This is a genomic window from Zoogloea sp. LCSB751, from assembly GCF_002028455.1.
Classification (GTDB): domain Bacteria; phylum Pseudomonadota; class Gammaproteobacteria; order Burkholderiales; family Rhodocyclaceae; genus Zoogloea.
Genome location: NZ_MWUM01000006.1, coordinates 248959 through 275285, shown reverse-complemented (window position 1 = coordinate 275285; position 26327 = coordinate 248959). Strand labels below are relative to the sequence as shown.

Genomic DNA, 26327 nt, shown 5'->3' with positions numbered 1-26327 from the left:
TCGTGATCCTGGAACGTCGCCAGACGGCACCAGCCTTCGCCCTTGGAATCGCGCACCAGGTGCGTGATCTCCAGCGGGGCGCATATGAACTGCTCGACCTGCTCCCAGCCCTCGCCACGCCGCTCCACCTTCAGCCGATAGACGCCGCGGCCTTCGTTGCCGTCGCGTAGTTCGAACAACTCGCCGCCTTGTGCAGGCGTCTGCACACCGCCGGCTTTGCCCTTGCCTTTGGTGCGGGCACGCTTCGCGGGCTTGGCGACGTCATCTGCTGGTGGCGCCGGAGCTGTCTCCGGGGCGCTGGCGACGCTTTCCACATCGGGGGCCGGCGTGGGCACATCGACGGGGGCATCATCACCCTGTAGGGCCGGGAGCGCAGCCGCTGCCGCTTCGAGGATGCGGCGCACAGCGGCCGGGCCTTCACCCTCGCGGGTACTGGTTGCCAAGTCGTTGAAGTCGGTCGGGGCCTTGCCAGATTCCTGGTAGCCCACCCAACGTCCTTCCGGGTCGGCAAACTCGGGGAGAGCGACAACGCCGCCGACTGCACGGGCCGCCTCATGCGCCCGGATCTGGCCGGCGTTGCGGCATTTGTGAGGCTGGCCGCAGCTCGGGCAGGTATCGCCATCGGCCACCCGGACCGGCGCCTTGCAGGCCTGGCAGTGTCCGAAGGCATCGTCGTCGGCACACAGGATGAAGCGGGCCTGCGGATAGGCCTCTTGCAGGGCGCGGGCAACCGGTTGAAGGCTGCCTGCATCGAATGCAACGGCGGTGGGCCAGTCGCTTACCTGGTGCAAGCTGGCCGCGGTGGCGTAGCCTTCGGCAATGCATAGGGGCTGATCGGGGATGATCTCGCCGATCAGGTGAAAGCAAGCTTGCTTAAGACCGTTGGATAGAAATTCTTTATCCCGATTGGATATCTTTTCGGGATATATGGCTTGCAGACTGTGCAAGGTGCCCTTTGAATTTCTCACTGGTACAAGGAGCGTGTTTGGGATGTGCACTTCCTTCCACTCGCCGGGGCGGATCTCCTCCCGCCTCGTCCAGGTGCACACCTTCAGTCCGAAAGATGCAACTCGCTTACGAACAAGGTAAGGATGATCGTCTGGGGCTGGCTTGGCACCGTTGAATATTCCATGGGCTTTTTTGCGAGCCTTCGAGCGACGGGCTTGAATTTCAGCTTCCCGCTCGGCGCGTTGAGCTTCCATGCGGGCGCGGTTGGCTGCGGCCTCGGCTGGTGTTAGCTGCCTGCTGATATCGGCATGCCATTGGCTCCAGCCGGCGGCGTCCTTATGGTTCTCAAAGCCCCCGGCAGGTATTCCATCCAGATGGAGTAGGTAGGCACCATCAAGCTTATTTCTCGGGCCGTCGATGAGGGGGCAACGGTGCAGCTTGCCATCACCTTGTGGCTGATCAGGGATGTCCAGACCGCGAGCTCTTGCCGCAGCCCGGAAGGCCTCGATGGCCGCAGCAATATCGACCATTTATCAGCCCCGCCCGCCCAGCTTTTGAGCGACACGATCACGCCACTTCTCCCAAGTTTCGCCGGGGCGAGAAGGAAGGCTGAGGGCCGTTGCTTTGGCTTCCAAGGCGGAATTGCTGGTCCGCCAGTCATCGCTGGAGATCGAGGGCGCTTCAGGCTCCTGGTGCTGCAGGCGGTTCACTGCAATCCATACCGCTGCGAGTAGCAGCATCCAAGGGCGCTTGGTGCAATAGGCCTCGCCGAACACTGGCGCCAGCAGGCAACGGGCTTCCTGCAGATCCTTGGCGAAGGAGGCTGCTTGAGAGGATTTGGCGGCGCTCATTGCCATGCATCCCCCTTCAGTACCTTGCGCAATTCACCGACGTTCCAAGCGGTTACGCCTTCGGAGAGCTTTCGGCCGGCTGGCAACGTGCCTTTTTTGACCCGGCGCCAAACAGTGACGGGAGAGCAGGCGAAGAGGGCGGCCACCACCGGCAGGCGCACGTTTGCAGCATCCGGCAGGGCGTCGAAGTGGCGGAGCGCGTCAGGGATGGGGGCGGCGGGGCCGGCCTGAGAGGGGGTCTTGAGAAGGGGGGAGTTGTTCATTCTATCGGCTCCTGTGTCGCTGCTTGTTGCGCGGTGAAGTCCCGCGATACGAAGCAGCGTAAGAAGCCGACAGACCCCTGTAACGGGTCAAAGGGATGAAGAGAAGGGGGTTAAAGGGTTGCCGGAAATCCTTCAAAACCCGCGCCAACAAAGGCTTTCAGGGGCTTACCCCTTTGACTGTTTCTTGTTGCCGCCGGCCCTTGCCCATTTAGGTCTGATAAGCAGATCAATGGCCTCTGCCTTCTTGTCAGAATCAACCCGCTCCCGAACCCAAGGGATGATTTCGCCATCTCCCTTAGGTGGTTTGGAGCGATCCGCATTCACCCAGAACTGCTTGATTGCCTCGATCATCACCTGCAGTTCATTTGTTAGTTCGTACCCAGGCACAGCAAGCTCAAACGTAACGGGGAATGTTGAGGCTTGCTTGGGATTGAGAAACTTCGGCGTCATGTCATGCCTGAGGCACCAATCCCTCAGGTGGTCCCGCTGGATATAAAACCTCTGATCGTCTGAATACTTGGTGTAATGAAGAGCGAACCGCGGATCAGTATCCTGCGCTGCGTCTTCCAGGCGATTTTTCCAGTCTATGTAGACGGCGCCCAAGGGGGTAAGAGCGTTCTCAAGTGGTGGCACATATTTCCCTGTGATGTCATGCACAAGCGCACGTGCAGCTTCCTCAAAGCTGAAAATCCTCATCGTGTCAAACGCTGTGCCGCTATGCCCGAACACATCGTTCGCCGATGGTTCGCTGAACTCGTCATCGTTCATCGTCGCGCTCCTTCCCGCGCCCTTCAATGAAAGGGGCCGCGCCGGCCGGGTGAAGGTGCCCGGTGTTCCCCCCGTCGAGGTAGGCGCGGCGTGCTGCTCGGTTGATCTTCAGGTCATGCGGCGCGACCCCGCAGAGGGACCACCTTGCCGCCAGGGGAAGCCCATTCCCGTCCTTGCTCGCAGGCGAGCAGGAAGGACGCCCACAGTTCGAGTGCCGCGCGGCGTTCCGTCAGGTAATCGTGCTGGTCATACACCGCCACCAGTCCGCCCAGGGAGTGGTTCAGGCAGCGTTCAGCCACCAGGATCGGTACGCCCAAGGCGGCCAGGTGGCTGCGGGCGGTGCTCCGCAGGTCGTGCGGGGTGAAGCGGCGCACCTTGTCGCCGAGGTGGTCGCACAGCTTGTGCAGCATGGCGTTCATGGTGCGCTGCTCGAAATGTGTTTCCTCGCCGGCACGCTTCCGGCGCTGCTGGCGGGCTGGCAGCACGTAGCGGGAACCGCAGGCGAAGGGCTGCAGAGCCCGGAACCATTCGACGGTGCTGGGGGGCAGGGGGATCACGATGCCCTGGCCGTTCTTGCTGTTCTCGTCGGGTACGAACCATTCGGCGCGATCCAGATCCACATCCGACCATTCGGCCCGTGTCAGTTCGCCGATGCGTGTGCAGGTCACCAGCAGGATCTTCACCGCCAAGGCGTTCTGCTCTCCGATGACAGGCAAGGCCGGCAGCATCGACCTCAATTCGGCTTCGGTCAGTTTCAGGCGCAGGCGGCGGGGCTCGGGACGGCCGCAGATGGCCGAGACGGAAATGCCCACGCAGGGGTTTGCAGTGACTACGTGGCGCGCCAGGCCGTGCTTGAAGATCTCGGAGACGGCGGAATAGACCATCTCGGCCACGTTGGCCGACTTGCTCCCGGTGCTTTCCAGTAGCGATACCACGTCGGCGGTGGTCACTTCCCTGGCCGGGATGGCCCCGAGCTTGGCGGCAATCGGCCCCTCGATGTAGCGGCGGCGCTGTTTGACGGTGCTCTCTGCCAGGCGTGGGAAGTTCTTCGCCATGTAGTCGTTGGCGAGTTCCCGGAAGGATCGTGCTGCCGCCCGCTCGATGCGGATCTGCTGCTTCTCGCGGGCGACGTCGGTCCCTTGCTGGATCTTGGCCCGCGCTTCCATTGCCAGGCCGCGGGCAACGGCCAGGGTGATTTCCGGGTAGCGCCCCAGGGTGAGTTCGCGGCCCTTGCCGTCGAAGCGGTAGCGAACAATCCACGAGCCGGCCCGTTCCCTGGCCTGGCTGACCGACATGGTGAAGTACAGGCCGCCGCCGTCGGACTTGACGACGGGCGCCCCTGCCTTGATCCACTTCCGGAGTTCGATATCGGTCAGCTTGCCCATGCCATCCCCTAGGGAACTTCTAATCGCTAGCTACAAACCTAGCTACACAGATTGTACGCGCTTGGGTGGTATTGGATGAAATGACCTGATGCGGTGTTTTTGAATAAGCTACTGAAAACAATGAGTTCAGGCGACCGCATGGGGTCGCCTGATACATCATTTGAATTTGTGGATGGCTGCGTTGATTTCGCGGATGGCGCGTTCGATTTCGTCTTCGCTGAGGTCTTCCTGGTCGCGCTTGCCGCGTCCGAAGCCCTCCATCTGCGTGGTGACGGCATCGAAGGGCATGGTGCGGGTGGATACCGTGTCGGGGATGTCGCCCAGGTGGTCGTCGTGCCAGGTCATGGCGATCAGGGACATGTTGTCGCACTGGGCGCCGCCGAGCTCTTCTGCTTCGTTCATGATGCGCGGCACGCTGTTCATGACCTTGCCGTCGGAGAGCCCCTTCACCAGCGTGTCGGTGTCGAGGGGGCCCCAGACGCCGTCGGAGCACATGGCGATCACGTCGCCATTGCCGAGGGGAACGCCGCGGGAGAACTCGATCTGCGGCGGGTGGCTGCCGCCCAGACAGGAGAAGATGCGATTGCGGCCCGGATGCACGGCGGCGCTCTCGGCATCCAGCAGGCCCTGGTCGAGCATCAGCTGGACACGGGAGTGGTCGCGGGTCTGGGTGATCAGGCGGCCCTTGCGGATCAGGTACAGGCGGGAGTCGCCGGCATGGGCCCAGTGGGCGATGCCGTCCTGGATCAGGCAGGCCACGATGGTCGTGCGCGGGATGTCCGACAGGTGCTTGTCGAAAGCGTAGTCGAGGATCGCGTGGTGGGCGTTGCTGAGCACCCGCGACAGGAACAGCACCGGGTCGGTGACCTTGGGCTTGGCTTCCTGCTGGAAGGACTGGGCGATGAACTGGACCGAGATCTGCGCCGCCAGCTCGCCGTAGAGGTGCCCGCCCATGCCGTCGGCGAGCAGCATCAGCAGCGCGTCCCGGGTGTAGGAGTAGGCAACCCGGTCCTGGTTGGTACGGCGCTTGCCGACCCGGCTCTCCTGGAAAATCGTGAATCTCATGAGCGGCCTATCATTGTTCTTAGTCTTGTACCCAGCCCTTCGAGCCAGGATTTCTGTTGCGGAGGGGCTTCCCGATGACGCTGGGCGAGCACCTTCTGAAGGGCGAAACAGCTTTGCGGGCGTTTCAGCGGGTCGAGCTGCAGGCACCAGTCGACGGTGGCCAGAAAGTGGGGCGAATACTGTCCGGCCCAGGCCTTGGTGGCGGGCACCATGGTGTCGTGCTTGAGGCGCTCGTCGGAGCGCTGAGGAGAGGTGCCGGCCAGACAGGCATACATGCTGGCGCCGACGCTGTAGATGTCGCTCCACGGACCGAGGGCATCCCGGTTGGTGAATTGCTCCGGCGATGCGAAGCCGGGCGTGTACATGGGCTTCAGGATCGGCGTGTCGGACATCAGGGTCTGGCGGGCCGCGCCGAAATCGAGCAGTACCGGCGTGCCGTCGGCGCGCAGATAGATGTTGGACGGCTTGATGTCCAGATGCAGCAGCTTGTGGGCGTGGACTTCGCGCAGGCCGTTGAGCATGCGCGTGAACACGCCGCGGATGAAGCGCTCGCGGACGTTGCCCTTGTTCTTCTGGACGTAGTCGTGGAGAGTCCGCCCGCGCTCGAACTGCATCACCATGTAGACGGTGCCGTTGGCGCGGAAGAAGTTGAGCACTCGCACCACGTTGGGGTGCACCAGCTTGGCCAGGGCCCGGCCTTCCTCGAAGAAGCACTTCATGCCGTAGCGGAAGGCGCCCTGATGGGCTTCGGTGACGTGCGGCGTGACCTCGCCCTCGGCTCGCAGTGCGAGGGAGTTGGGCAGGTATTCCTTGATGGCGACAGGCGTCCCATCCTGGTCGTAGGCCAGGTATACGATGGAGAAGCCGCCCAGGGACAGTTGGCGCTCGACCCGGTAGTGGTCGAGCTGGAATCCGGACGGCAGGGCGCAGTTTTGTTGAGTGGCCATCGGGCAGGGCGCTACACTTCGTCTTTTGTGGCGGTCGAAGGCGCTAGTTTAGCTTCGCTTCGCCGCGCTATCTCGGGAAAAACACGATGATCCACAGCATGACGGGTTATGCCGTCCAGGCCCGCGACCTGGGCCGCGTCGCCCTGCACCTGGAATTGCGCAGCGTCAATTCCCGCTATCTCGATCTTGCCTTCCGGATCAACGATGATCTGCGGCAGGCCGAGCCGATGCTGCGTGAAGCCATCACCGCCAAGCTGAGGCGGGGTAAGGTCGAATGCCGTTTCAATTTGCAGGCGAAGGATAGCGCACCTCGGGACCTTGCGATCAACAGCGTGCTGCTGACCCAGCTGAAGACCGCCCAGGCGGCGGTGCAGGCCGAGTTGCCGCAGGCTGCGCCCTTGTCGGTGGCCGAGGTGCTGCGTTGGCCTGGGATCCTGGCCGATGACGGCGTCACTTTCGAGGCGCTGCAGCCTGAGATTGCGGCGACCATCGCCGCGGCGCTGGATGAGCTGATCGCCACCCGCCGGCGCGAGGGCGAGAAGCTGGCCGAGATGATCCGCGGGCGCATCGCCCACATGCGGGGCCTGGTTGCCACGGTACAGCCGCGGGTGCCGGCGCTGGTCGCCGAGTACCAGGAAAAGCTCGCCACCCGCCTGCGCGATGCGGCGGCGACCCTCGACGACGACCGCATCCGCCTGGAAGTCGGCCTGTTCGCGCAGCGTGTCGATGTGGCCGAGGAACTGTCCCGCCTCAGCACTCACCTGGATGAAGTCGAGCGCATTCTCAAAGCCGGTGGTGCGGCCGGTAAGCGCCTGGACTTCCTGATGCAGGAGCTCAACCGCGAGGCCAACACTCTCGGCTCCAAGGCGATGGCTGCCGACATGACCGCGATTGCCGTCGAGCTCAAGCTGGCCATCGAGCAGATGCGCGAGCAGGTGCAGAACATCGAGTAAGGAGCGAGCATGCCCGGAACCCTGTTCATCGTCACCGCGCCGTCCGGCGCTGGCAAGACCACCCTCGTCAGTGGCTTGCTGGAGCGTGATCCGCTGGTCCGTCTGTCGGTGTCCTACACTACCCGTGCTCCACGTGCCGGCGAGGTGAATGGTCAGCACTACAATTTCGTCGATGTGCCGACCTTCCGCGCGCTGCGCGACAAGGGCGAGTTCCTCGAGTGGGCCGAGGTGCACAGCAATTATTACGCGACCTCCAAGACCTGGCTGGAATCCCAGATCAGCTCCGGCAAGGACATCCTGCTGGAGATCGACTGGCAGGGCGCCCAGCAGGTCCGCAAGGTGTTCCCGAAGGCGGTCGGGGTGTTCATCCTGCCGCCGTCGGTGGATGAACTGGAGCGCCGTTTGCGCGGTCGCGGCACCGACAGCGAGGATGTGATTGCCCGCCGTGTGCTGGCAGCCCGTGGCGAGATGCGCCATGTGGCAGAGTTCGACTACGTTATAATCAACGAAGACTTGCCTGCGGCCCTGGATGATCTGGTCGCCGTGGTGCGAGCCTCGCGGCTGCGTTACGCCAACCAGGAGGCACGCAAGCCGGAGTTTTTCCATTACCTGGAACAGGATTGATATGGCCCGCGTTACCGTCGACGACTGTCTGAAAAGAATCCCCAACCGCTTCCAGCTGACCCTGGCAGCGACTTACCGTGCCCGTCAGCTGACGGCCGGTGCCACCCCGCAGGTGGACCTGGACCGCCACGACAAGGACAAGCCCACCGTGATCGCGCTGCGTGAAATCGCTGCCGGCAAGGTTGGCACCGAAGTCCTCAACCGCGGTCAGGCCTGAGCGCCTTTCCGTCAGAGAGCAATGCCATGGAATCCGCCGCTCCGGTCCCCGTCAGTGGCAGCGGCGTTTTCCAGCCCCCTGCATCCTGTGTGCTGCCGCTCGATTTCGGCAGGCTGAAGAACATCGTCAGCGCCTACCTGCGTCCCGAGGACGTGGGGCGCATTGAGGCTGCCTATCACTTTTCCGCCGATGCCCATGAGGGGCAGATGCGGATCAGCGGCGAGCCCTACATTTCCCATCCAGTCGCCGTCGCCGAGATCCTCGCCGGCTGGAACCTGGACGCCCAGGCCCTGTGCGCGGCCCTCCTCCACGATGTGATGGAGGACACCCACATCACCAAGGCCGAGATCGCCGAGCGCTTCGGGCGGACCACGGCGGAACTGGTGGATGGGGTGTCGAAGCTCGACAAGATCGAGTTCCAGTCCCACGAAGAAGCCCAGGCGGAAAACTTCCGCAAGATGCTGCTGGCGATGGCCAGCGACCTGCGGGTGATCCTCATCAAGCTGGCCGACCGCCTGCACAACATGCGCACGCTCGACTGCGTGCGTCCCGACAAGCGTCGCCGCATTGCCCGCGAAACCCAGGAAATCCACGCGCCGATCGCCAACCGGCTGGGCCTCAACAGCCTGTACCGCGAGCTGCAGGAGCTGGCCTTCAAGCATCGCCATCCGATGCGCTACCGGGTGTTGTCGAAGGCCATCCTGGCGGCGCGGGGCAACCGGCGTGAAGTGGTCGGCAAGATCCTCGCGGCGATCGAGGAGCGCCTGCCCCAATGGGATATCCAGGCCGACGTGCGCGGCCGCGAAAAGCACCTCTACAGCATTTACCGCAAGATGGCGGAGAAGCGCCTGACCTTCTCGCAGGTGCTCGACATCTACGGCTTCCGCGTCATCGTGCCCGACGTGCAGACCTGTTACCGCGCCTTGGGTGCGCTGCATGCGCTGTACAAGCCGGTGCCTGGCAAGTTCAAGGACTACATCGCCATTCCCAAGGCGAATGGCTACCAGTCCCTGCATACCACCCTGATCGGCCCGTTCGGCACGCCGGTGGAAGTGCAGATCCGCACTCAGGAGATGAATCACATCGCCGAGAGCGGCGTGGCCTCCCACTGGCTGTACAAGGAAGACGAGAAGACCCTCACCGAACTCCAGCACAAGACCCACAGCTGGCTGCAGTCCCTGCTCGAACTGCAGTCCACCTCCGGTGACTCCAGCGAATTCCTGGAGCACGTCAAGGTCGATCTGTTTCCGGGCGAGGTGTACGCCTTCACGCCGAAGGGCAAGATCTTCGCGCTGCCGCGGGGCGCCACCGTGGTGGACTTCGCCTACGCGGTGCACACCGACGTCGGCAACCGCTGCGTGGCCGGCCGCATCAACGGCGAGCTGATGCCGCTGCGCACGGAGCTGCACAACGGGGATCAGATCGAGATCATCACCGCCGCCCACGCCAGCCCCAACCCGGCCTGGCTGTCCTATGTGCGGACCGGCAAGGCACGGGCGCAGATCCGCCACTTCCTGAAGAACGCCCAGCAGGAAGAAGCCTCGACCCTCGGCGAGCGCCTGCTCAACCAGGCCCTGCGCCTGCACGGCCTGACCCTCGGCCAGGTCAGCACCTTTGCGTGGGAGCGCTTCCTGAAGGAGTTCACGCTCAACAACCGCAAGGAACTGATGACCGACATCGGCCTCGGGCGGCGTCTCCCGGCCATCGTCGCGCGGCGCCTCGCCGAGATCCAGGACATGGAGTCCGGCCGCGCCGATGTGGTCAAGCCCAAGCCCGCCGGGGCGATCCTGATCCGCGGCACCGAAGGCGTCGCCGTCCAGCTGGCGCGTTGCTGCCGACCGATTCCGGGCGATCCCATCGTCGGCATCATCCGCAAGGGGCAGGGGCTGGAAGTGCATATGCACGACTGTCCGCAGGCCCGCAAGCTGCGCAGCGAGCGGGACCGCTGGATCGATGTGGAGTGGGAGGCCGCCACCGACCGCCTGTTCGACGTGACTTTGCGCCTGCTCACCCAGAACGTCCGCGGTGTGCTGGCCAAGGTGGCCAACGCGATCGCCGAGCAGGACTGCAACATCCAGAACGTCAGCACCGATGGCGAGCAGGGCGCCTATTCCACCATCTACATCACGGTGCAGGTGACCCATCGCCTGCATCTTGCCAAGGTCATCCGCGGGATACGCAACATTCCGGAGGTGGTCCGCATCAACCGCCTCAAGGGCGACCAGAAGGGCAGCTGAGGCTGCTAGAATCCACGCCGCTTATAAAGGGAGATCCACATGGCAGGTTACGAGTCCGAGCACACCAAGTTCATGCGCGAATGGATGGAGAAGCATCCGGAGCAGGTCGAGGAGCAGAAGAAGGGCCGCGCCCTGTGGTGGGACAAGCCGCAGGACCTGGAAACCCAGCGCGAGTACGCGGCCGGCCGCGTCGCTCAGAAGCCCTATCCATACTCCACTGAAGGCTGAGCGGGTATTGCTCGCTCCCAAACTTGCCTTCATCGACGTAGAGACCACCGGGGCCAACCCGGTGGAAGACCGGATAACCGAAATCGCGATCCTGCGGGTCGAAGACGGTGAACTGGTCGAGCGGTGGTCCACCCTGGTCAATCCCGGGCGGACCATTCCGCCGAACATCCAGAGTCTGGTCGGCATCACCGACGACATGGTGGCCGACGCGCCGCCTTTCGCCGAGGTGGCCGACCGGGTCCGTGCCCTCTTCGCGGACTGCATCTTCGTCGCCCACAACGCGCGTTTCGATTACGGCTTCATCAAGAACGAGTTCCAGCGCCTCGGCCAGTCCTTCGACTCGCCGGTGCTGTGCACCGTCAAGCTGTCGCGCGCCCTTTACCCCCAGCATCATCGCCACGGTCTCGACGCCCTGATCGAGCGCCACGGGCTCGTCTGTACGGCCCGGCATCGCGCCCTTGGCGATACGGAGGCGCTGTTCCAGTTCGTCGGCCAGGTGGCGGGGAGCTTCGAGCGTGACGTGCTCGATGCGGCGATCGTCAAGGCGATGAAGGCACCGAATCGCCCTGCTGGCCTGCCTGAAGGGGTGCTCGAAGGCCTGCCCGAGGGGCCGGGGGTCTACCTCTTCTACGGTGAGAGCGATGCGCCGCTGTATGTCGGGCGCAGCGTCAGTCTGCGCTCGCGGGTGATGAGTCACTTTGCGGGTGACAAGCTGAAGGGCCGGGAGGCCAAGATCGTCCAGCAGGTCCGCCGTGTGGACTGGCGGGTGACCGCCGGTGAGCTGGGCGCGCTGTTGCTCGAATCACATCTCGTCCGTACCGAGAGGCCGGCCGAGAACCGTCAGCCTGCGGATGCCGCCGCGGTCTTCGGCCTGCGTTTCGACACGGCCCGCAGGCGTGGTCCGGTGTTGCAGCGCGAGCTCCTGAATGGCGGCGATCCGGCGGGCTGGGAGAATCTCTACGGGACTTTCCGGACCAAGAAGGAAGCCGACAACGCGCTGCGGGAACTGGCCAGCCTCTACAAGCTGTGCCCGCGCCGCATCGGAACCGAGGCATGGAGCGAAGGGCCGTGTCTCGCACATCAGGCGCGCCGTTGCGCTGGCGTGTGTGCCGGCAAGGAAAGCCCCGCCCAGCACGACGAACGGTTGCTGAAGGTGCTCGAAAGCCTGCGCCTGCGGCGTTGGCCGTGGCCGGGGGCGGTGGTGGTGCGGGAGCACCACGCCGATACCGGGCGTACTGCGGCGCATGTGGTGGACCGGTGGTGCCTGCTGGGCAGCGTTGATGACGAAGCCGCTTTGGAAGGCTTGCTGGAGGCGTTGCCGGAACGCCGTTTCGACCCCGACATCTATCGTATCCTAGTCCGCTGGCTGGAGACGCCGGCGGGGCGGGCAATGGTGACGCCGCTGGGCTGAGATACGCCGGTTTGGGCATGGGCGGGCGAATGAGTTCGCCCCCACAGCTCTTCAGCCCCATGGATGAGGCTGAAGAGCTGTCATAGCTCAGGGCAGCGGGCGTTCGCCGGCGAGCAGGTGGGCGAGGGTTTCCCGGTCGCGGATGACGTGCACTTCCGTACCGTCCACCAGAATCTCGGCAGCACGCGGGCGGGTGTTGTAGTTGGAGCTCATCGTCATGCCGTAGGCGCCGGCCGACAGGATGGCCAGCAGGTCGCCGGTTTCCACCGACAGGTCGCGGTCGTGGCCGAGGAAGTCGCCGCTTTCGCAGATCGGGCCGACTACTTCGTAGCGGGTTGCCGGCAAGGAGCGGGGCGCTACCGCGACGATCTCGTGGTAGGCGTCGTACAGCGCGGGGCGGGCCAGGTCGTTCATTGCCGCATCGATGATCGCGAAGTTCTTCTCGACGCCGGGCTTGAGGTATTCGATGCGGGTCAGCAGCAGGCCGGCATTGCCGACCAGCGAGCGGCCGGGTTCGAAGCACAGGGCTTCTGCGCGACCGGCAAAGCGCTCGAGCAGGGGCTTGAGGTATTCGGTCGGCGTCGGCGGCTCTTCGTCGCGGTAGCGGATGCCGAGGCCGCCGCCCAGGTCGATGTGGTCGAGCGTGATGCCTTCGCGGGCCAGCTGGTCCACCAGGCCCAGGATCTTGTCGGCCGCTTCGGCCATCGGCGCCGGGTCGAGCAGTTGGGAGCCGATGTGGCAGTCGATGCCGCTGATTTCGATGTTCGGAAGCTTGGCTGCCTTGCGGTACAGGTCGAGGGCCTCGGTGAAGGCCACGCCGAACTTGTTGCTGCGGAGGCCCGTGGAGATGTACGGGTGAGTGTTCGGATTGACGTCCGGATTGACGCGGAAGGCGATCGGCGCGCGCTTGCCGAGGCTGCTAGCCACTTCATTCAGGCGGTCCAGTTCGGCGGCGGATTCGACGTTGAAACAGCCGATGCCCGACTCCAGCGCGTAACGCATTTCGGCGACGCTCTTGCCGACGCCCGAGAAGATCACCTTGCCGGGGTCGCCGCCGGCGGCGAGGACGCGGGCCAGCTCACCGCCGGACACGATGTCGAAACCGGCGCCCAGCTTGGCAAACACCGACAGGATGCCTAGGCTGGAGTTGGCCTTGACCGCGTAGCAGACGAGGGCCTTGCGCAGGCCCAGGGCCTGTTGGTAGGCCTCGAAGGCAGCGGTCAGCGCAGCGCGGGAATAGACGTAGGTCGGGGTGCCGAAGCGCTCGGCGATGTCGGCGAGGGCGACCCCTTCGAGGGTCAGGCCGGCGGGGCCGGCGGCGAGCGTCGGCACGGGCAGTGCGGTGGTCATTTGACTGAATCCTGGGGAGCGGGTTTGTTATGATCGCCGCCCGGCGCCGGGGTGGCGTCGGCGGGCTGCGGAGCCGGTCTGGCGGCCGGCTTGGGAACTTGCGGGAGATACAGCGGCCCCTTGATGCCGCAGCCGGCGAGGACGAGTAGGCCGCAGGTCGCGGCGGCAATGGCGATGGTTCGCATGGATTCCGCGCAAAAACGGGAATGTTAACAGAACAACGGAGGGGTCGATGGACGAAGCGGATTTCAATGCCTTGGCGGATGCTGAGCTGGAGCGCCTGGAGAGCCTGCTGGATGCCTGCGAGCTGGATTTCGACTATGAGGTGAAGCCGGGCGGGGTTTTCGAACTGGAGTTCGATAATGGAACCAAGATCATCGTCAACCGGCATAGCGCCGCGCGGGAAATCTGGCTGGCCGCCAAGTCGGGTGGCTTCCATTTCCGCCCGCAGGGCGGGCGCTGGCTGGGTACGCGGGATGGCGCGGATTTCTATGCCGTGCTGTCTCGCTGCATGACCGAGCAGGCCGGCGAGCCGGTCAGCCTGAAGGGCTGACCGGTCGATCGCCTCGCTAGTTGCGCGGGGCCTCCTCAGCTGGCGGGCTGGTGGGCTCCTGCGGGGCTTCCACAGGCGCGGCCGGCAGATTCTCCTTGTAGATCAGCTCTTCCGTGGCGCTCCCCTCCGGTTGGATACGGATCAGGCCGTCCGGCGGGGTCGGATAGCTCTCGGGTGTGCCGTCGAGGGCCTTGCGCATGTAGTTGATCCACATTGGCAGCGCAGCTGCTCCACCGGTTTCACCGCTGCCCAGTTTTCGCGGCTGGTCGAAGCCGATCCACGCCACGGCGACGACCGTCGGTTGGTAGCCGCAAAACCAGGCGTCCACGTATTCGTTGGTGGTGCCGGTCTTGCCGGCCAGATCACCGCGCTTGAGGACCAATGCCTTGGCGGCGGTGCCGCGACGGACCACGTCTTTCAGCATCGAGTCCATCAGGTAGGCATTGCGCTCGTCGATGGTCCGCTCGGCGGTCTCTCCGGCTACCGGTGGATCGACGCGGGCCAGTACCTTGCCGGTTTCGTCCTGGATCTCCTTCACCAGATAGGGTTCGACCCGGTATCCGCCGTTGGCGAAGACGGAGTAGCCGCGCAGCATCTGCCAGGGTGTGACGGAGCCGGCGCCGAGTGCCATGGTCAGATAAGCGGGATGGCGCTCGGCGTCGAAGCCGAATTTGGTGACGTAGTCCTGGGCGTAACGGGGGCCGATGGATTTCAGCAGGCGGATCGACACCATGTTCTTCGAGCGCGCCAGGGCAGAGCGCAGGGACATCGGTCCGTCGTATTTGCCGTCATAGTTCTTCGGCTCCCAGGCCTGGCTGCCGGTATCTCCGGCCGGGAAGGAGATCGGAGAGTCGTCGACGATGCTGTTGGGGCCATAGCCCTTCTCGAAGGCCGCCGAGTAGATGAAGGGCTTGAAGCTGGAGCCCGGCTGGCGCCATGCCTGGGTAACGTGGTTGAACTTGTTGCGGCTGAAGTCGAAGCCGCCGACCAGGGCCCGGATGGCTCCCGTGCGCGGGTCGGCGGCTGTCAGGGCGCCCTCGACCTCCGGCAACTGGCTTATTTCCCAGCGGGTATCCGTGTGCACTACGCGGACGATTGCACCTGGGCGGATGCGCTTGTTGGGGGGGGCTTTGTCGCTGAGCATGGCCGCAGCAAAGCGCAGGCCCTCGCCGCTGATGCGAATCGTCTCGCCGTAGCGGTAGGCGGTGACCGAGCCGTTGCCCGCCTGGGTCACGATGGCCGCCTGCAGGTCATCGTAGTCCGGCGTTTCGGCGAGGACCTCGTCCATTGCCTCTGTCTGCTCGGTGCTGGTCCGGGTTGGGTCCACGTAGCCTTCGGCGCCCCGGTAGCCGTGGCGACGGTCGTAATCCATGATGCCGCGGCGCAGCGCCCGGTAGGCGGCATCCTGTTCCGCCTTGTTGATCGTCGTGATGACCTTGATGCCGCGGGTGTAGGCCTCTTCCTTGAATTGTTCGTAGGCGATCTGGCGAGCCATCTCGGCCACGTAGTCGGCGCTGCCGCCGACGTCGGCCGGTCCGGTGACGACCTTCAGCGGAGCACTGGCCGCCTGCTGGTGCTCCGCCTCGGAGATGAAGCCGAGTTCGGTCATGCGGCGTAGCACGTATTGCTGGCGCAGGGCGGCACGCTTCGGGTTGACCACTGGGTTGTAGGCCGACGGCGCTTTCGGCAGGCCGGCCAGCATGGCCGCTTCGGGAACGTTAAGGTCGTGGATGGATTTGCCGAAATAGGTCTGAGCGGCAACGGCGAAGCCGTAGGCCCGGCGGCCCAGGTAGATCTGGTTGATGTAAACCTCGAGGATCTGATCCTTGGTGAGGTTCTGCTCGATCTTGAAGGCCAGCAGGATTTCGTAGAGCTTGCGGGAGTATGTTTTCTCGCGGGTCAGGAAGAAGTTGCGCGCCACCTGCATGGTGATCGTGGATGAACCCTGACGCTTGCTGCCGGTGACGAGGTTGGCGCCTGCCGCCCGCAATACGCCGGCGAAGTCGACGCCGGAGTGCTGGTAGAAGCGGTCGTCCTCGGCGGCCAGGATGGCATGCTTGAGAACCGGGGGGACATCCTGGATGCGGATGAAGGCACGGCGTTCCTCGCCGTATTCGCCGATCAGTGCGCCGTCGGCGGTGTAGACCCGCAGTGGAATCTTGGGATGGTAGTCGGTCAGCGCCTCCAGCGATGGGAGGGTTGGCCAAGCGAAGGCGACGGCCAGGGCTAGGATGGCGAGGCCGATGGCCAGAAGGCCGAGGAGTGCGATGAAGGGGTAGAGTACCCAACGCATGGCGGGAGCAGGGGGCTGTATAAAGTGCCGCATTATACGAGGAGGCCCGATTTGTCGCCCGATATGCAATCCGGTATTCTCCCGGGCCTTGCCTTTACACTTGTCATGGTTGTTGTTAGGATCTCAAGTAGTTTGTTGTTATTGCGTCTAACATAAAGAAAATTCAGGACTTTTTGTGATCGACATCTCCTTTTTGAGCCCTCGGGCGCGCCCTTTGGTCGGTGTCGACATCTCGTCGTCGTCGGTCAAGATGGTGGAGTTGTCCACCGTCTCGGGGGGCGGCTATCGGGTCGAGCGGTACGCCGTCGAAGCGCTTCCGCGGGAGGCAGTGTCCGATGGAAATATCGTCAATCTGGAAGCGGTCTCCGACGCCATCCGGCGCGGCTGGCGCCGGCTCGCAACGGCGACCCGCTTCGTGGCACTGGCGTTGCCTGCATCGGCGGTCATCACCAAGAAGATCATCCTGCCTGCCGGCTTGCGCGACCAGGAACTGGAGGTGCAGGTTGAGTCGGAGGCGAATCAGTACATTCCCTTCGCGCTTGACGAAGTGAACCTCGACTTCCAGGTGATTGGTCCGGCCGCCTCCAATGTCGACGAGGACGAGGTGCTGATCGCTGCGTCCCGCAAGGAAAAAGTCGAGGATCGCGTCGCTGCGGCGGAAGCTGCCGGCCTCAAGGCGCTGGTGATGGATGTCGAGTCCTATGCTGCGCTGGCAGCCTTTGAACTGGTCCAGGAGCAACTGCCCGACCGCGGGGAAGACAAGATCATCGCCTTGGTGGATGCGGGGGCCAATGTAATGAACGTGTCGGTGCTGCGCAACGGTAATCAGGTGTACGCCCGCGAGCAGGCTTTTGGCGGTTTTCTGCTGACCCAGGACATCATGCGTCATTTCGGCATGTCCCTCGAGGAGGCCGAGAGCGGCAAGCGTACCGGTTCGCTGCCGGAGAGCTACGAGTCCGACCTGCTGCGCCCCTTCATGGATGCGATGGCGCTGGAAGTGTCGCGCGCCCTGCAGTTTTTCTTTACCTCCACTCAGTTCAATCAAGTCGATCACATCGTCCTCGCAGGAGGCTGTGCGGTCATCCCGGGGCTCGCTGAAACCGTCGCGGGCCGCACTCAGGTAGACACCCTGGTGGCCAACCCGTTTGCAAATATGAGCCTTGGTCCCAAGGTGCGGCCGAAGAATCTCGCTGCGGATGCTCCGGCCTTGCTGGTTGCCTGCGGGCTGGCCCTGCGGAGGTTCGATTCGTGATCCGTATCAACCTGCTTCCCCACCGGGAAGAGAAGCGCAAGGCGCGTCGTCAGCAGTTCGCGCTGTTTTCGGCCCTGATAGCAGTGGCTGGGCTGGTGGTGTGGTTCATCGGGCACACGATCCTGGCAGGTTATGTGGATGGCCAGGATGCGAAGAACGTCTTTCTCAAGCAGGAAATCTCCGTGCTCGACAAGGAAATCGTGGAGATCAAGGGCTTGCGGGAACAGGCCGATGCGCTGCTGTCCCGCAAGCAGGTCATCGAGTCGCTGCAGACCAATCGCACGGAAACCGTGCAGCTGTTCAATGAGTTGGTCCGTCAGATGCCTGAAGGCGTGTACCTCAAGACCCTCAAGCAGTCCGGTCCCAAGATCAATCTGACTGGCTATGCGCAGTCGAATGCGCGGGTCTCCACCCTGATGCGCAATCTGGAGGCCTCCCCCCATCTCGAGCATGCCGATCTCGTCGAGGTCAAGGCCGCGGTGCTGAATACCCGCCGCGTCAGCGAATTCAATCTCAACGTAAGTATCGAGCGCGTCAAGATGGAGGATTCCGGCAAGCAGAAGCCCAGCGGGAGTGGGAATGCTCCGGGAGGCAAGCCATGAGTCTCAAGGAGTCGATCGAGAATCTCCGGACGATGGATGTCCAGACCCTGATTAGGGATTTTCAGGGGCTGGATCCCAATGATCCCGGGCAATGGCCGCTGCTTCCCCGGCTTGCGACGCTGTTGGCTATTTTTCTGGTCATCGTGGTCGGTGGCTGGTGGTTCGACTGGAGCGATCAACTGACTGCGTTGGATGCCAAGGAAAAGGAAGAGCTCACGCTGAAGGACGAATGGTTGTCCAAGAAGCGCCAGGCCGTGAATCTTCCTGAATACCGGCGGCAACTGGCTGAGATCGACCGCCAGTTCGGTGCCTTGCTGAAGCAGTTGCCGAATCGTTCCGAGATCGAGTCCCTGCTGGCTGACATCAACCAGGCGGGTTTGGGGCGCGGCTTGCTGTTCGAACTCTTCAAGCCGGGCTCCGAAGGATTGAAGGATTTTTACGCGGAGTTGCCGATTGCCGTGCGGGTGACCGGCAATTACCACGATCTCGGCGAGTTCGTCAGCGATGTGGCACAGATGCCCCGCATCGTGACATTGAACGATGTCGCGATTGAAACGCTCAAGGATGGCACCCTGAAATTCGATGCGACGGCGATTACCTATCGTTACCTGGACGATGAGGAAGTCGCCACCCTGCGCAGGGAAAAAGCCAAGGAAAAGGCGCGCAAGTGACGATCATGCGACTGACTCTGATGGTGTCCCTGGTGGGCTCGGTACTGCTCACTGGTTGCAGTGACCAGCAGCAGGATTTGCGCGACTGGATGGCGGATGCGTCGAAAGACCTCAAACCCAATCTGAAGCCTCTGCCACCGATCCGCCAAGCATCTGTCGTGAATTACCAGGGGAGCGGCCTGCTTGATCCATTCAAGGCAGCAAAGTTGGATCCGGACAAAAAGTCGGCCTTCGTGCCCGATGCGAATCGGCGCAGGGAGCCCCTGGAGGCCTATCCGCTCGAATCGCTCAAGATGGTGGGCGTCATGATGAAGAAGGGGCAGGCCCATGCCATCATCGTCGTGGACAAGACCCTCCATCAGGTCAAGGTCGGTAACTATCTTGGGCAGAATTACGGGAAGATCACTGCCATCAGTGAATCCGAAGTTACCTTGAAAGAACTTGTCGAGGATGTGGGCGGTGAATGGACCGAGCGCATCAGCACGCTCCAGTTGCAGGAGCAGGCGCCTCAGGAGGCGAAGAAATGAAAATGAGACCTTACGGGCTCAGGTTTGGCGCATGGGTGGTGGCGGCTTGTCTCGGGGGGCTGGTGCCTCCGGTGTCCGTGTTCGCGCAGGCTCCACAGGCTGCGGATGCAGCGCCGGCAAGCAACCGGATCGAGAAGATCATGGCCGTGGAGCAGGGGGGCAACATTGTCCTCAAGCTCACGCTGGCCAAGCCTCTTGCCGCCTCACCAGCAAGCTTCAGCGTGGCGAGTCCAGCCCGTATCGCGTTTGACTTCCCGGATACGGCGAACGGTTTGGGGCGTAACAGTCAGACGCTCAATGCCGGCGATCTGCGCAGCGTGAATGTCGTCCAGGTCGGAGACCAGACCCGCCTGGTCCTGAACCTGTCCCGGGTCTACCCCTATGAGACGCGCCAGGACGGCAATGACCTGCTGATCACGCTGGCGGTCGGGCAGATCCGAGAGGCTACGAGTTCGCTTGCGCAGCAGAGCTCCCAGTTCGCTCCTGCCGCCACGGGGGCGGCAGACCGGCATGCCATTCGCGATATCAATTTCCGGCGTGGCAAGGATGGTGAAGGACGCCTGGTGGTCGATCTGTCCGATCCGAATGCCGGCATCGATATCCGTCAGCAGGGTGAAAGCCTGGTCGTCGATTTCCTGAAGACCGATGCGCCGGAACAGTTGCGTCGCAAGCTCGACGTGATTGATTTCGGTACTCCCGTCTCTTCCGTTCTGACCCAGACTCAGGGCGGCAACGTGCGCATGACGGTGACGCCGCGGGGACTCTGGGAGCACAACGCCTATCAGAGTGACAGCCAGTTCGTTCTGGAGGTGAAGCCGGTCAAGGAAGATCCCAACAAGCTGACGCAAGGGACTGGCAAGGGGCGTTTCTCCGGCGAAAAGCTGTCCCTGAACTTCCAGAACATCGACGTGCGTTCCGTGCTGCAAGTCATCGCGGACTTCACGAACTTCAACATCATCACCAGCGACTCGGTGCAGGGCAATCTGACGCTGCGGCTCAAAGATGTGCCCTGGGACCAGGCCCTCGACATCATCCTGCAGGCGCGGGGCCTGGACATGCGCAAGAACGGCAACGTGATCTGGATTGCCCCGCGGGACGAACTCGCGGCCCGTGAGAAGCTCGATCTGGAGGCCAAGGCCCAGGTCGGTGATCTGGAGCCGTTGCGGACCGAGAGTTTCCAGATCAACTACCACAAGGCGAAGAGTGTTGCGGAGTTCCTGAAGAGCAAGGACCAGTCCGTGCTGTCCAAGCGGGGCAGCGTGCTGCCTGATGAGCGCAGCAACAAGATCTTCGTCAATGACGTGGCGTCCCGGCTCGAGGACATCCGGCGTCTGATCGCCGAGGTGGACGTCGAGGTGCGCCAGGTCTTGATTGAGGCGCAGATCGTCGAGGCCACAGATACGTTTGCCAGCAACCTGGGCGTACGTCTTGGTTTTGGAGCCAAAACCGGCGGCCAGATCGGCACCACCACCGGTGGCGTCCCGGTTTTCCGGAATACCTTCGGGACGGGCAATCTTTCGTCGACTGGCTACCAGGCCGGACAGATCACGACCATTCCCGATTTCAACAACAGCTTGGGCGTGAATCTGCCGGCGTCGTCAATCAACAATAAGTCTGCGGGAGCGTTCTCGTTTGCGTTGTGGAACAGCGCGGCCACCCGTTACATCGACCTCGAGGTTTCGGCGCTGGAGGCGGATGGGCGCGGCAAGGTCGTATCCCGCCCACGGGTGATGACGGCGGACAAGGCGGAGGCCATTATCGAGCAGGGCTCTGAAGTGCCTTATCAAACTCAGGCGGGAGGCGGGTCTACATTCCCGACCGTCAGTTTCAAGAAGGCCAACTTGACCTTGAAGGTCAAGCCGCAGATCACGCCCGATGGCAAGGTCATGATGGCACTCGAAGTCAACAAGGATCAGCCTCGTTACGATCAGCCGGTTGCCGGCGGCAACGTTCCGATCGACACCAAGCACGTCAAGACCGACGTGGTGGTCGAGAACGGCGGCACGGTGGTGATTGGCGGGATCTACATCCAGGAAGTCGGCAGCACCACGACGAAAATCCCGTTGCTGGGAGATGTGCCGGTTCTTGGCTATCTGTTCCGTAATACCGAGCGCAAGGACAACAAGACCGAACTGCTCGTGTTCATTACACCTCGAATCATCAACGATCAGCTTGGGCTGAGATAGTTTCGGCTTGAATGGGATTTCCAATGAGTAAATGCACTGTAGCGCGTCCATATTCGCGTTCTGCCCCCGTCGTTCCTGCGCTGCTCGCGCTGTTGCTCGCCGCCTGTGGTGGAGGTGGTGGAGGTGGCTCGGGAAGCAGCACGTGTCTTGCCTTTAATGCCAACGGCGCGTGTGTTACTGATTCGACCGCGCAGACTGCCACTCAACTGACTCTGACGGTGGATACTCCGTCTATCCAGACTGACGGCAGCTCTACGGTGTCCGTAAAGGCGGCCTTGAAAGACAGCGGAAATGCGGTGGTCAGCAGCGAGGTGGTCAATTTCTCGGTTGATTCCGGTACGCTTTCTGCGCCGAGCGCGACGACCGATAAAACTACTGGCGTAGCGACGGTTCAGTTCAACTCCGACGACAACAAGTCCAATCGGACGGTGACGATCACGGCGACCCACAAGTCGCTGACCAAGACGATTACGGTTGCCATCCAGGGAACTCGCCTCGGTTTTGGTGGCGACGCATCGGGTGTCGTCGGCAAGCAGGTTTCGATGTCGATCAGCGTACTGGATGGCGCTGGAAAGGCTATTGCCAATCAGGACGTGGCATTGACCTCCAAGCTTGGAAATTCGATCCCGGCGACGGTGAGGACCAATTCCGGCGGTCAAGCTACGGTAACTTTTACGCCGACGATCAGTGGGGCGGATACCATCACGGCGAGTGCGCTGGGTGCCATTGCATCTAAGGATGTGGCGATTTCCTCGGTTGATTTCTCGTTTGCCGCTCCTGCCTCGGGGGCGTCGCTGTCCATCAATACCTGCACTCCGGTTGCCGTGCAGTTGTCCGGAGGTGTTGCTGCGGACAGTGTAACTTTCACGTCGTCGCGTGGTTCGGTGTATGCGACTGCCGCTTGTTCGACCGCCGGCGCGACCCAGACAGTTGCCTTCTCGGGAACTACCGCAACCGCTTATGTCAAGTCCCCGGGGGCTGGGGCGGCAACGATCGCTGCGATCCTCAACGGCTCGTCGGCGTCCGGAACGACGGCCAAGCGGGATGTGAAGTTCGTGGCCCTGGTGCCGACTCAGATTGTCGTGCAGTCCGATCCGACTACGCTGTCGCCGAATGGCTCAGCTGCGGTCTACGCGGTGGTTCGGGATAACTCGGGCAATCCGATTTCGGGCAGTACCGTCATTTTCACTGCGCCGAATGGAGGCGGTACTGCCAATCCGTCGATTGCCTACACGGATGACTCTGGTGTGGCGTCGACGATTTTCAAAGCCGATCCGAACCTGAGCGGCAAGGATTCTGTGCAATTGGTCGCCACGGTAAATGGTACGAGCGTCACGGGTTCTTCTTCACTGACCGTGGCGGGCCAGGGCGTGAATATGGTGATCAGTACCGATAATTTGCTGGTGAAGGACTCCGATCCTCCTCGCTATCACTCGGTCTGGGGCGTTTTTGTCACCGACTCCGCCGGTAATCCGATCAAGAATCAAGCTGTGACGATCTCGTTACGCGGTGTTTCGTTCAGAAAGGGCCAGTTTGCTAGCGATGGCAAGAAGTGGTCAGTGACATCCGAAGTCTTGTGCCTGGCCGAAGATGCCAACAATGACGGATTCGTCCAGACGGGCGAACTCGGTGACTATGATGGTGACGGTATTCTTGAACCAAACGGTGCAGCAGCGGTGATGCCTCCGATCACGTCTGCTACGCAGGCGTCGAGTGTGACGGTCACTACCGACAATGGCGGTTCGGCGGCATTTTGGGTGGTATATCCGCCGAATTATGCGTATTGGACCAAGGTTGAGTTGAAGGCAACTGCTGCGGTTTCTGGTAAGAATAATTTTGCTGGCCGCAGCTTTGACCTGCCGTATCCCTCCAGCGAGGTGTTGAATCCTGATGTTTCACCGTCGTTCCAGTATTCTCCGTTCGGAACGGATGTGACGGGTGGGTGCCAGTCCCGCTATTGATATTTGACGATTCATGGCTTCCTGCCCCGCCCGGTGACGAGCGGGGCTTTTTCATGGTTAGATGGCGGCATGTCTGAAGTGAATTTGCAGCAGTCGAGATGTGTTGTTCTGGTGGGCATGCCCGGCTCCGGTAAAACCACCGTCGGCCGGGAGCTGGCCAAGCGCCTCGGGCTGCGGTTCGTGGATAGCGACCATGAGATCGAGGTGCGGACCGGGGTCAAGATTCCGACGATCTTCGAAATCGAAGGCGAAGATGGCTTCCGGCGTCGAGAGACCCAGACCCTGGATGAGCTGACCACCGAGTCGGACATGGTGCTCGCCACCGGGGGGGGGGCAGTGATCAATCCCATCAACCGCAACCTGTTGTCCGGGCGGGGTGTGGTCGTTTATCTCAATGTTCCGCCCCACGTCCTGTGGGAGCGCACCCGTCACGACAAGACGCGCCCTCTGCTGCAGGTACCGGACCCCAAGGGGCGGCTCCAGCAGTTGTATGTCGTCCGCGACCCGCTGTACCGCGAGGTTGCGCACATCATCGTCGAAGGGGGGCGCGGAACGCCGCACGCGATGGTGCGTCTGATCGAAAAGGAATTGCACGACTTATGCGCACATTGAACGTTGAATTGGCTGAACGCAGTTATCCGATCCGGATTGGAGGAGGGCTGCTGACAGATTCCGGTCTGCTTCTGCCGTATGTGAAATCGCGCCGTGTCGCGGTGATCACCAACGATGTGGTGGGGCCCCTCTATCTGCGCGGTTTTGTTGATGGTCTGAAGGCTCGCGGGCTGACCGTTACCGAGATCGTGCTGCCGGATGGTGAGGCGCACAAGGATTGGGAGACCCTCAACACGATATTCGATGGCCTGCTGTCCAGCCGCTGTGATCGCGGGACGACGCTGATCGCTCTCGGTGGCGGGGTTGTCGGCGACATGGTCGGGTTTGCTGCGGCGACCTACCAGCGCGGTGTGCCTTTCATTCAGGTGCCGACCACGTTGTTGTCGCAGGTGGATTCGTCCGTCGGTGGCAAGACCGCGATCAATCATCCCCTCGGCAAGAACATGATCGGTGCCTTCTACCAGCCCAGGCTGGTGCTGGCCGACACGTCGGTCCTCAATACCCTGCCTGACAGGGAGCTGAGAGCGGGGCTGGCCGAAGTCATCAAGTACGGGCTGATCCGGGATCTGCCTTTCCTGGAGTGGATCGAGGCCAATGTCGAGCGTCTGCTTGCGCGCGATGCGGAGGCGTTGGCCGAAGCGGTCGAGCGCTCCTGCCGCAACAAGGCGGAAGTCGTCGCTGCCGATGAGACGGAGCAGGGTGTGCGAGCAACGCTCAATCTGGGGCACACCTTCGGTCATGCCATCGAAACCGGGTTGGGCTATGGTACTTGGTTGCACGGTGAAGCCGTGGCTGCCGGGGCGATCATGGCTGCAGACCTTTCCCGGCGCCTCGGCTGGCTGTCCGACTCCGACGTGGAGCGCATCCGCTCCATTCATGAGCGGGCCGGTCTGCCGGTGAAGGGCGCGCCCTTGGGCGTGGACCGTTATCTCGAACTGATGGCTCACGACAAGAAGGTGGCGGACGGCACCCTGCGGCTGGTGCTGCTGAAGGCGGTGGGTGAGGCTGTCGTCACCGCCGAGGCCAGTCAGCACGACATTCGTGCCACCATTGAGGCTTGCTGCTGAGCGCCCGATAGATGGCAGACCTGGCATCCTATGCCGTTGTCGAGACCAACTCCCGGGGCCGCCGGGTGGCTGAGCCGCCACCGGTGGCGCGCGGCGAATTCCAGCGCGACCGGGACCGTATCGTGCATTGCACGGCCTTCCGGCGCCTCGAGTATAAGACCCAGGTCTTCGTCAATCACGAAGGCGATCTGTTCCGGACCCGCCTGACCCACAGTATCGAGGTTGCCCAGATCACCCGCTCCATCGCCCGGGCGTTGCACCTCAACGAGGACCTGGCAGAAGCGGTAGCCCTCGCCCACGACCTGGGGCACACCCCCTTCGGCCATGCCGGGCAGGACGCCTTGCACGCCTGCATGCAGGACTTCGGTGGCTTCGAGCACAATCTGCAGTCCCTGCGGACGGTGGACGTGCTTGAGGAGAGCTACGCCGGGTTCAACGGCCTCAACCTGATGCATGAGACCCGCGAAGGGATCCTCAAGCACTGCTCGCTGAAGAATGCCGCTCTCCTTGGCGACATCGGGCAGCGTTTCCTGCAGGGGCATCAACCCTCGCTGGAGGCGCAACTGGCCAACCTGGCCGACGAGATCGCCTACAACAACCACGACGTGGATGACGGGCTGCGTTCGGGGTTGATCACCCTCGAGCAACTCGATGCGGTGCCGATCTTCCGTCGCAACCGGGAGGCTGTCGAGGCTGCCTATCCGGGCCTCGCCGGGCGGCGGCTGATCCACGAAACCATCCGGCGCATGATCAACATGATGGCGGTGGACCTCATCGAGCAGACCCGCGCCAACATTGCCGCTGCCGGCGTGGTTTCCCTCGATGACGTACATGCCGCACCGCGCCTGGTGGCCTATAGCGACGCCGTGCTGCCCGAGTTGCGTGTCCTCAAGACCTTTCTGCGGGAAGCGCTGTACCACCACTTCCAGGTGCTGCGCATGACCGACAAGGCCCGGCGCATCATCCGGGATCTTTTTCGGGCCTTCATGGACGATCCCCGCTTGCTGCCGCCTCAGTACCAGCAAATGGCCCGTGCCGACAAGCCCCGCGCCATCGCCGACTATATTGCAGGGATGACGGATAGATATGCGATGCGTGAGCACCGGCGCCTGTTTGCCGTCGGTGAGATCCACTGAGCCCTGCAACGGCTTGCGGCAGCGCAAAAAATCCTTGAAAACAGGGCTCTTGGAGCGGTATATTCGACCCTCGCCCAATGTGTTTGAACGGTCTCCTCGTCGGGATCGAACGTAGCCGGCTGGCCGCGTGTCGCCGGCTTTTTCACGGTTCGGACGGGGCGATTTCCCGCAGTTTGAAGGTCCGGCGCGGTGCGCTACGCGGCGCCGGTGTGTGTTGTGT

General features: G+C 62.7%; 26 protein-coding genes. 16 read left to right on the top strand and 10 right to left on the bottom strand.

The window, feature by feature from the left end; translation table 11 throughout:
- The 7 genes from B4920_RS28760 to B4920_RS09685 all read right to left on the bottom strand — a co-directional run.
- The coding region (locus tag B4920_RS28760) for a toprim domain-containing protein (RefSeq protein WP_139379474.1) at positions 1 to 1478 on the bottom strand (1478 nt) is incomplete at its 3' end.
- A gap of 3 nt (positions 1479 to 1481) precedes the next feature.
- A complete protein-coding gene (locus tag B4920_RS09710; RefSeq protein ID WP_079434428.1) occupies positions 1482 to 1799 on the bottom strand; it encodes a hypothetical protein in 318 nt (105 codons plus the stop codon).
- On the bottom strand, positions 1796 to 2062 hold the full coding sequence (locus B4920_RS09705; protein ID WP_079434427.1) for an AlpA family transcriptional regulator: 267 nt from the start codon (positions 2060 to 2062) through the stop codon (positions 1796 to 1798). The genes B4920_RS09710 and B4920_RS09705 overlap by 4 nt, the downstream gene beginning before the upstream one ends.
- Before the next feature lie 165 nt (positions 2063 to 2227).
- Complete coding sequence (locus B4920_RS09700; protein WP_079434426.1) at positions 2228 to 2830, bottom strand: hypothetical protein; 603 nt, start codon at positions 2828 to 2830, stop codon at positions 2228 to 2230.
- Between the two features lie 113 nt (positions 2831 to 2943).
- On the bottom strand, positions 2944 to 4215 hold the full coding sequence (locus B4920_RS09695; RefSeq protein ID WP_079434425.1) for a site-specific integrase: 1272 nt from the start codon (positions 4213 to 4215) through the stop codon (positions 2944 to 2946).
- A gap of 156 nt (positions 4216 to 4371) precedes the next feature.
- Positions 4372 to 5280: a PP2C family serine/threonine-protein phosphatase gene (locus B4920_RS09690; protein WP_079434424.1), complete on the bottom strand. Its 909-nt coding sequence runs from the start codon at positions 5278 to 5280 to the stop codon at positions 4372 to 4374.
- On the bottom strand, positions 5277 to 6227 hold the full coding sequence (locus tag B4920_RS09685; protein WP_079434423.1) for a serine/threonine-protein kinase: 951 nt from the start codon (positions 6225 to 6227) through the stop codon (positions 5277 to 5279). Before B4920_RS09685 ends, B4920_RS09690 begins: the two co-directional genes overlap by 4 nt.
- 86 nt (positions 6228 to 6313) lie before the next feature.
- Between B4920_RS09685 and B4920_RS09680 the strand changes: the two genes are divergently transcribed.
- The 6 genes from B4920_RS09680 to B4920_RS09655 are packed head-to-tail and all read left to right on the top strand — an operon-like array spanning position 6314 to position 11897.
- Positions 6314 to 7180 (top strand): YicC/YloC family endoribonuclease, encoded by an 867-nt coding sequence (locus B4920_RS09680; RefSeq protein ID WP_079434422.1) that lies wholly within the window; start codon positions 6314 to 6316, stop codon positions 7178 to 7180.
- Positions 7181 to 7189: 9 nt separating this feature from the next.
- On the top strand, positions 7190 to 7804 hold the full coding sequence (gene gmk, locus B4920_RS09675; protein ID WP_079434421.1) for a guanylate kinase: 615 nt from the start codon (positions 7190 to 7192) through the stop codon (positions 7802 to 7804).
- Position 7805: 1 nt separating this feature from the next.
- Positions 7806 to 8021 carry a DNA-directed RNA polymerase subunit omega gene (gene rpoZ / locus B4920_RS09670; RefSeq protein ID WP_079434420.1) on the top strand — a complete coding sequence of 72 codons (216 nt, stop codon included), beginning with the start codon at positions 7806 to 7808 and terminating at the stop codon, positions 8019 to 8021.
- A gap of 26 nt (positions 8022 to 8047) precedes the next feature.
- The gene (locus B4920_RS09665; RefSeq protein ID WP_079434419.1) at positions 8048 to 10258 is read left to right on the top strand and encodes a bifunctional (p)ppGpp synthetase/guanosine-3',5'-bis(diphosphate) 3'-pyrophosphohydrolase; all 2211 of its coding nucleotides are present in this window, start codon (positions 8048 to 8050) and stop codon (positions 10256 to 10258) included.
- A gap of 39 nt (positions 10259 to 10297) precedes the next feature.
- The gene (locus B4920_RS09660) at positions 10298 to 10486 is read left to right on the top strand and encodes a DUF3460 family protein (RefSeq protein WP_079434445.1); all 189 of its coding nucleotides are present in this window, start codon (positions 10298 to 10300) and stop codon (positions 10484 to 10486) included.
- A gap of 7 nt (positions 10487 to 10493) precedes the next feature.
- Positions 10494 to 11897 (top strand): exonuclease domain-containing protein, encoded by a 1404-nt coding sequence (locus B4920_RS09655; RefSeq protein WP_088179435.1) that lies wholly within the window; start codon positions 10494 to 10496, stop codon positions 11895 to 11897.
- Between the two features lie 87 nt (positions 11898 to 11984).
- On the opposite strand, the gene lysA is transcribed toward B4920_RS09655, so the two are convergent.
- Together lysA and B4920_RS09645 are read right to left on the bottom strand one after the other, a co-directional pair.
- Complete coding sequence (lysA, locus tag B4920_RS09650; RefSeq protein WP_079434418.1) at positions 11985 to 13247, bottom strand: diaminopimelate decarboxylase; 1263 nt, start codon at positions 13245 to 13247, stop codon at positions 11985 to 11987.
- Positions 13244 to 13432 (bottom strand): lipoprotein, encoded by a 189-nt coding sequence (locus tag B4920_RS09645; RefSeq protein ID WP_079434417.1) that lies wholly within the window; start codon positions 13430 to 13432, stop codon positions 13244 to 13246. The genes lysA and B4920_RS09645 overlap by 4 nt, the downstream gene beginning before the upstream one ends.
- Positions 13433 to 13479: 47 nt before the next feature.
- Between B4920_RS09645 and cyaY the strand changes: the two genes are divergently transcribed.
- The gene (cyaY, locus tag B4920_RS09640) at positions 13480 to 13800 is read left to right on the top strand and encodes an iron donor protein CyaY (protein ID WP_079434416.1); all 321 of its coding nucleotides are present in this window, start codon (positions 13480 to 13482) and stop codon (positions 13798 to 13800) included.
- Between the two features lie 16 nt (positions 13801 to 13816).
- Here the strand turns inward: cyaY and B4920_RS09635 are convergent, their stop codons facing one another.
- Positions 13817 to 16093: a penicillin-binding protein 1A gene (locus B4920_RS09635; RefSeq protein WP_079434415.1), complete on the bottom strand. Its 2277-nt coding sequence runs from the start codon at positions 16091 to 16093 to the stop codon at positions 13817 to 13819.
- Positions 16094 to 16268: 175 nt separating this feature from the next.
- On the opposite strand from B4920_RS09635, the gene B4920_RS09630 reads away from it, so the two are divergent.
- The 9 genes from B4920_RS09630 to B4920_RS09590 all read left to right on the top strand — a co-directional run bounded on the left by B4920_RS09630 (position 16269) and on the right by B4920_RS09590 (position 26107).
- A complete protein-coding gene (locus tag B4920_RS09630) occupies positions 16269 to 17345 on the top strand; it encodes a pilus assembly protein PilM (protein WP_079434414.1) in 1077 nt (358 codons plus the stop codon).
- Complete coding sequence (locus tag B4920_RS09625; protein WP_079434413.1) at positions 17342 to 17947, top strand: PilN domain-containing protein; 606 nt, start codon at positions 17342 to 17344, stop codon at positions 17945 to 17947. The genes B4920_RS09630 and B4920_RS09625 overlap by 4 nt, the downstream gene beginning before the upstream one ends.
- Complete coding sequence (locus B4920_RS09620; RefSeq protein WP_079434412.1) at positions 17944 to 18618, top strand: type 4a pilus biogenesis protein PilO; 675 nt, start codon at positions 17944 to 17946, stop codon at positions 18616 to 18618. Before B4920_RS09625 ends, B4920_RS09620 begins: the two co-directional genes overlap by 4 nt.
- Positions 18619 to 18623: 5 nt before the next feature.
- Complete coding sequence (locus B4920_RS09615; protein ID WP_079434443.1) at positions 18624 to 19145, top strand: pilus assembly protein PilP; 522 nt, start codon at positions 18624 to 18626, stop codon at positions 19143 to 19145.
- 140 nt (positions 19146 to 19285) lie between these two features.
- Positions 19286 to 21331 (top strand): type IV pilus secretin PilQ, encoded by a 2046-nt coding sequence (gene pilQ, locus B4920_RS09610; protein WP_254050891.1) that lies wholly within the window; start codon positions 19286 to 19288, stop codon positions 21329 to 21331.
- Positions 21332 to 21354: 23 nt separating this feature from the next.
- Positions 21355 to 23292 carry an Ig-like domain-containing protein gene (locus tag B4920_RS09605; RefSeq protein ID WP_161493266.1) on the top strand — a complete coding sequence of 646 codons (1938 nt, stop codon included), beginning with the start codon at positions 21355 to 21357 and terminating at the stop codon, positions 23290 to 23292.
- A 69-nt stretch (positions 23293 to 23361) separates the two neighbouring features.
- Entirely contained in the window at positions 23362 to 23904 is a 543-nt protein-coding gene (locus B4920_RS09600; protein ID WP_079434409.1) for a shikimate kinase, read from the top strand.
- Positions 23892 to 24971 (top strand): 3-dehydroquinate synthase, encoded by a 1080-nt coding sequence (gene aroB / locus B4920_RS09595; protein ID WP_079434408.1) that lies wholly within the window; start codon positions 23892 to 23894, stop codon positions 24969 to 24971. The genes B4920_RS09600 and aroB overlap by 13 nt, the downstream gene beginning before the upstream one ends.
- A gap of 11 nt (positions 24972 to 24982) precedes the next feature.
- The gene (locus B4920_RS09590; RefSeq protein ID WP_079434407.1) at positions 24983 to 26107 is read left to right on the top strand and encodes a deoxyguanosinetriphosphate triphosphohydrolase; all 1125 of its coding nucleotides are present in this window, start codon (positions 24983 to 24985) and stop codon (positions 26105 to 26107) included.
- Positions 26108 to 26327: the final 220 nt, after the last annotated feature.

Excerpts from the sequence above, each read along its gene's own strand:
- B4920_RS09710 (WP_079434428.1), bottom strand. The coding sequence starts at position 1,799 with ATGAGCGCCGCCAAATCCTCTCAAGCAGCCTCCTTCGCCAAGGATCTG.
- B4920_RS09705 (WP_079434427.1), bottom strand. The coding sequence starts at position 2,062 with ATGAACAACTCCCCCCTTCTCAAGACCCCCTCTCAGGCCGGCCCCGCC.
- B4920_RS09700 (WP_079434426.1), bottom strand. The coding sequence starts at position 2,830 with ATGAACGATGACGAGTTCAGCGAACCATCGGCGAACGATGTGTTCGGG.
- B4920_RS09695 (WP_079434425.1), bottom strand. The coding sequence starts at position 4,215 with ATGGGCAAGCTGACCGATATCGAACTCCGGAAGTGGATCAAGGCAGGG.
- B4920_RS09690 (WP_079434424.1), bottom strand. The coding sequence starts at position 5,280 with ATGAGATTCACGATTTTCCAGGAGAGCCGGGTCGGCAAGCGCCGTACC.
- B4920_RS09685 (WP_079434423.1), bottom strand. The coding sequence starts at position 6,227 with ATGGCCACTCAACAAAACTGCGCCCTGCCGTCCGGATTCCAGCTCGAC.
- B4920_RS09680 (WP_079434422.1), top strand. The coding sequence starts at position 6,314 with ATGATCCACAGCATGACGGGTTATGCCGTCCAGGCCCGCGACCTGGGC.
- gmk (WP_079434421.1), top strand. The coding sequence starts at position 7,190 with ATGCCCGGAACCCTGTTCATCGTCACCGCGCCGTCCGGCGCTGGCAAG.
- rpoZ (WP_079434420.1), top strand. The coding sequence starts at position 7,806 with ATGGCCCGCGTTACCGTCGACGACTGTCTGAAAAGAATCCCCAACCGC.
- B4920_RS09665 (WP_079434419.1), top strand. The coding sequence starts at position 8,048 with ATGGAATCCGCCGCTCCGGTCCCCGTCAGTGGCAGCGGCGTTTTCCAG.
- B4920_RS09660 (WP_079434445.1), top strand. The coding sequence starts at position 10,298 with ATGGCAGGTTACGAGTCCGAGCACACCAAGTTCATGCGCGAATGGATG.
- lysA (WP_079434418.1), bottom strand. The coding sequence starts at position 13,247 with ATGACCACCGCACTGCCCGTGCCGACGCTCGCCGCCGGCCCCGCCGGC.
- B4920_RS09645 (WP_079434417.1), bottom strand. The coding sequence starts at position 13,432 with ATGCGAACCATCGCCATTGCCGCCGCGACCTGCGGCCTACTCGTCCTC.
- cyaY (WP_079434416.1), top strand. The coding sequence starts at position 13,480 with ATGGACGAAGCGGATTTCAATGCCTTGGCGGATGCTGAGCTGGAGCGC.
- B4920_RS09635 (WP_079434415.1), bottom strand. The coding sequence starts at position 16,093 with ATGCGTTGGGTACTCTACCCCTTCATCGCACTCCTCGGCCTTCTGGCC.
- B4920_RS09620 (WP_079434412.1), top strand. The coding sequence starts at position 17,944 with ATGAGTCTCAAGGAGTCGATCGAGAATCTCCGGACGATGGATGTCCAG.
- B4920_RS09615 (WP_079434443.1), top strand. The coding sequence starts at position 18,624 with ATGCGACTGACTCTGATGGTGTCCCTGGTGGGCTCGGTACTGCTCACT.
- pilQ (WP_254050891.1), top strand. The coding sequence starts at position 19,286 with ATGGCCGTGGAGCAGGGGGGCAACATTGTCCTCAAGCTCACGCTGGCC.
- B4920_RS09605 (WP_161493266.1), top strand. The coding sequence starts at position 21,355 with ATGAGTAAATGCACTGTAGCGCGTCCATATTCGCGTTCTGCCCCCGTC.
- B4920_RS09600 (WP_079434409.1), top strand. The coding sequence starts at position 23,362 with ATGTCTGAAGTGAATTTGCAGCAGTCGAGATGTGTTGTTCTGGTGGGC.
- aroB (WP_079434408.1), top strand. The coding sequence starts at position 23,892 with ATGCGCACATTGAACGTTGAATTGGCTGAACGCAGTTATCCGATCCGG.
- B4920_RS09590 (WP_079434407.1), top strand. The coding sequence starts at position 24,983 with ATGGCAGACCTGGCATCCTATGCCGTTGTCGAGACCAACTCCCGGGGC.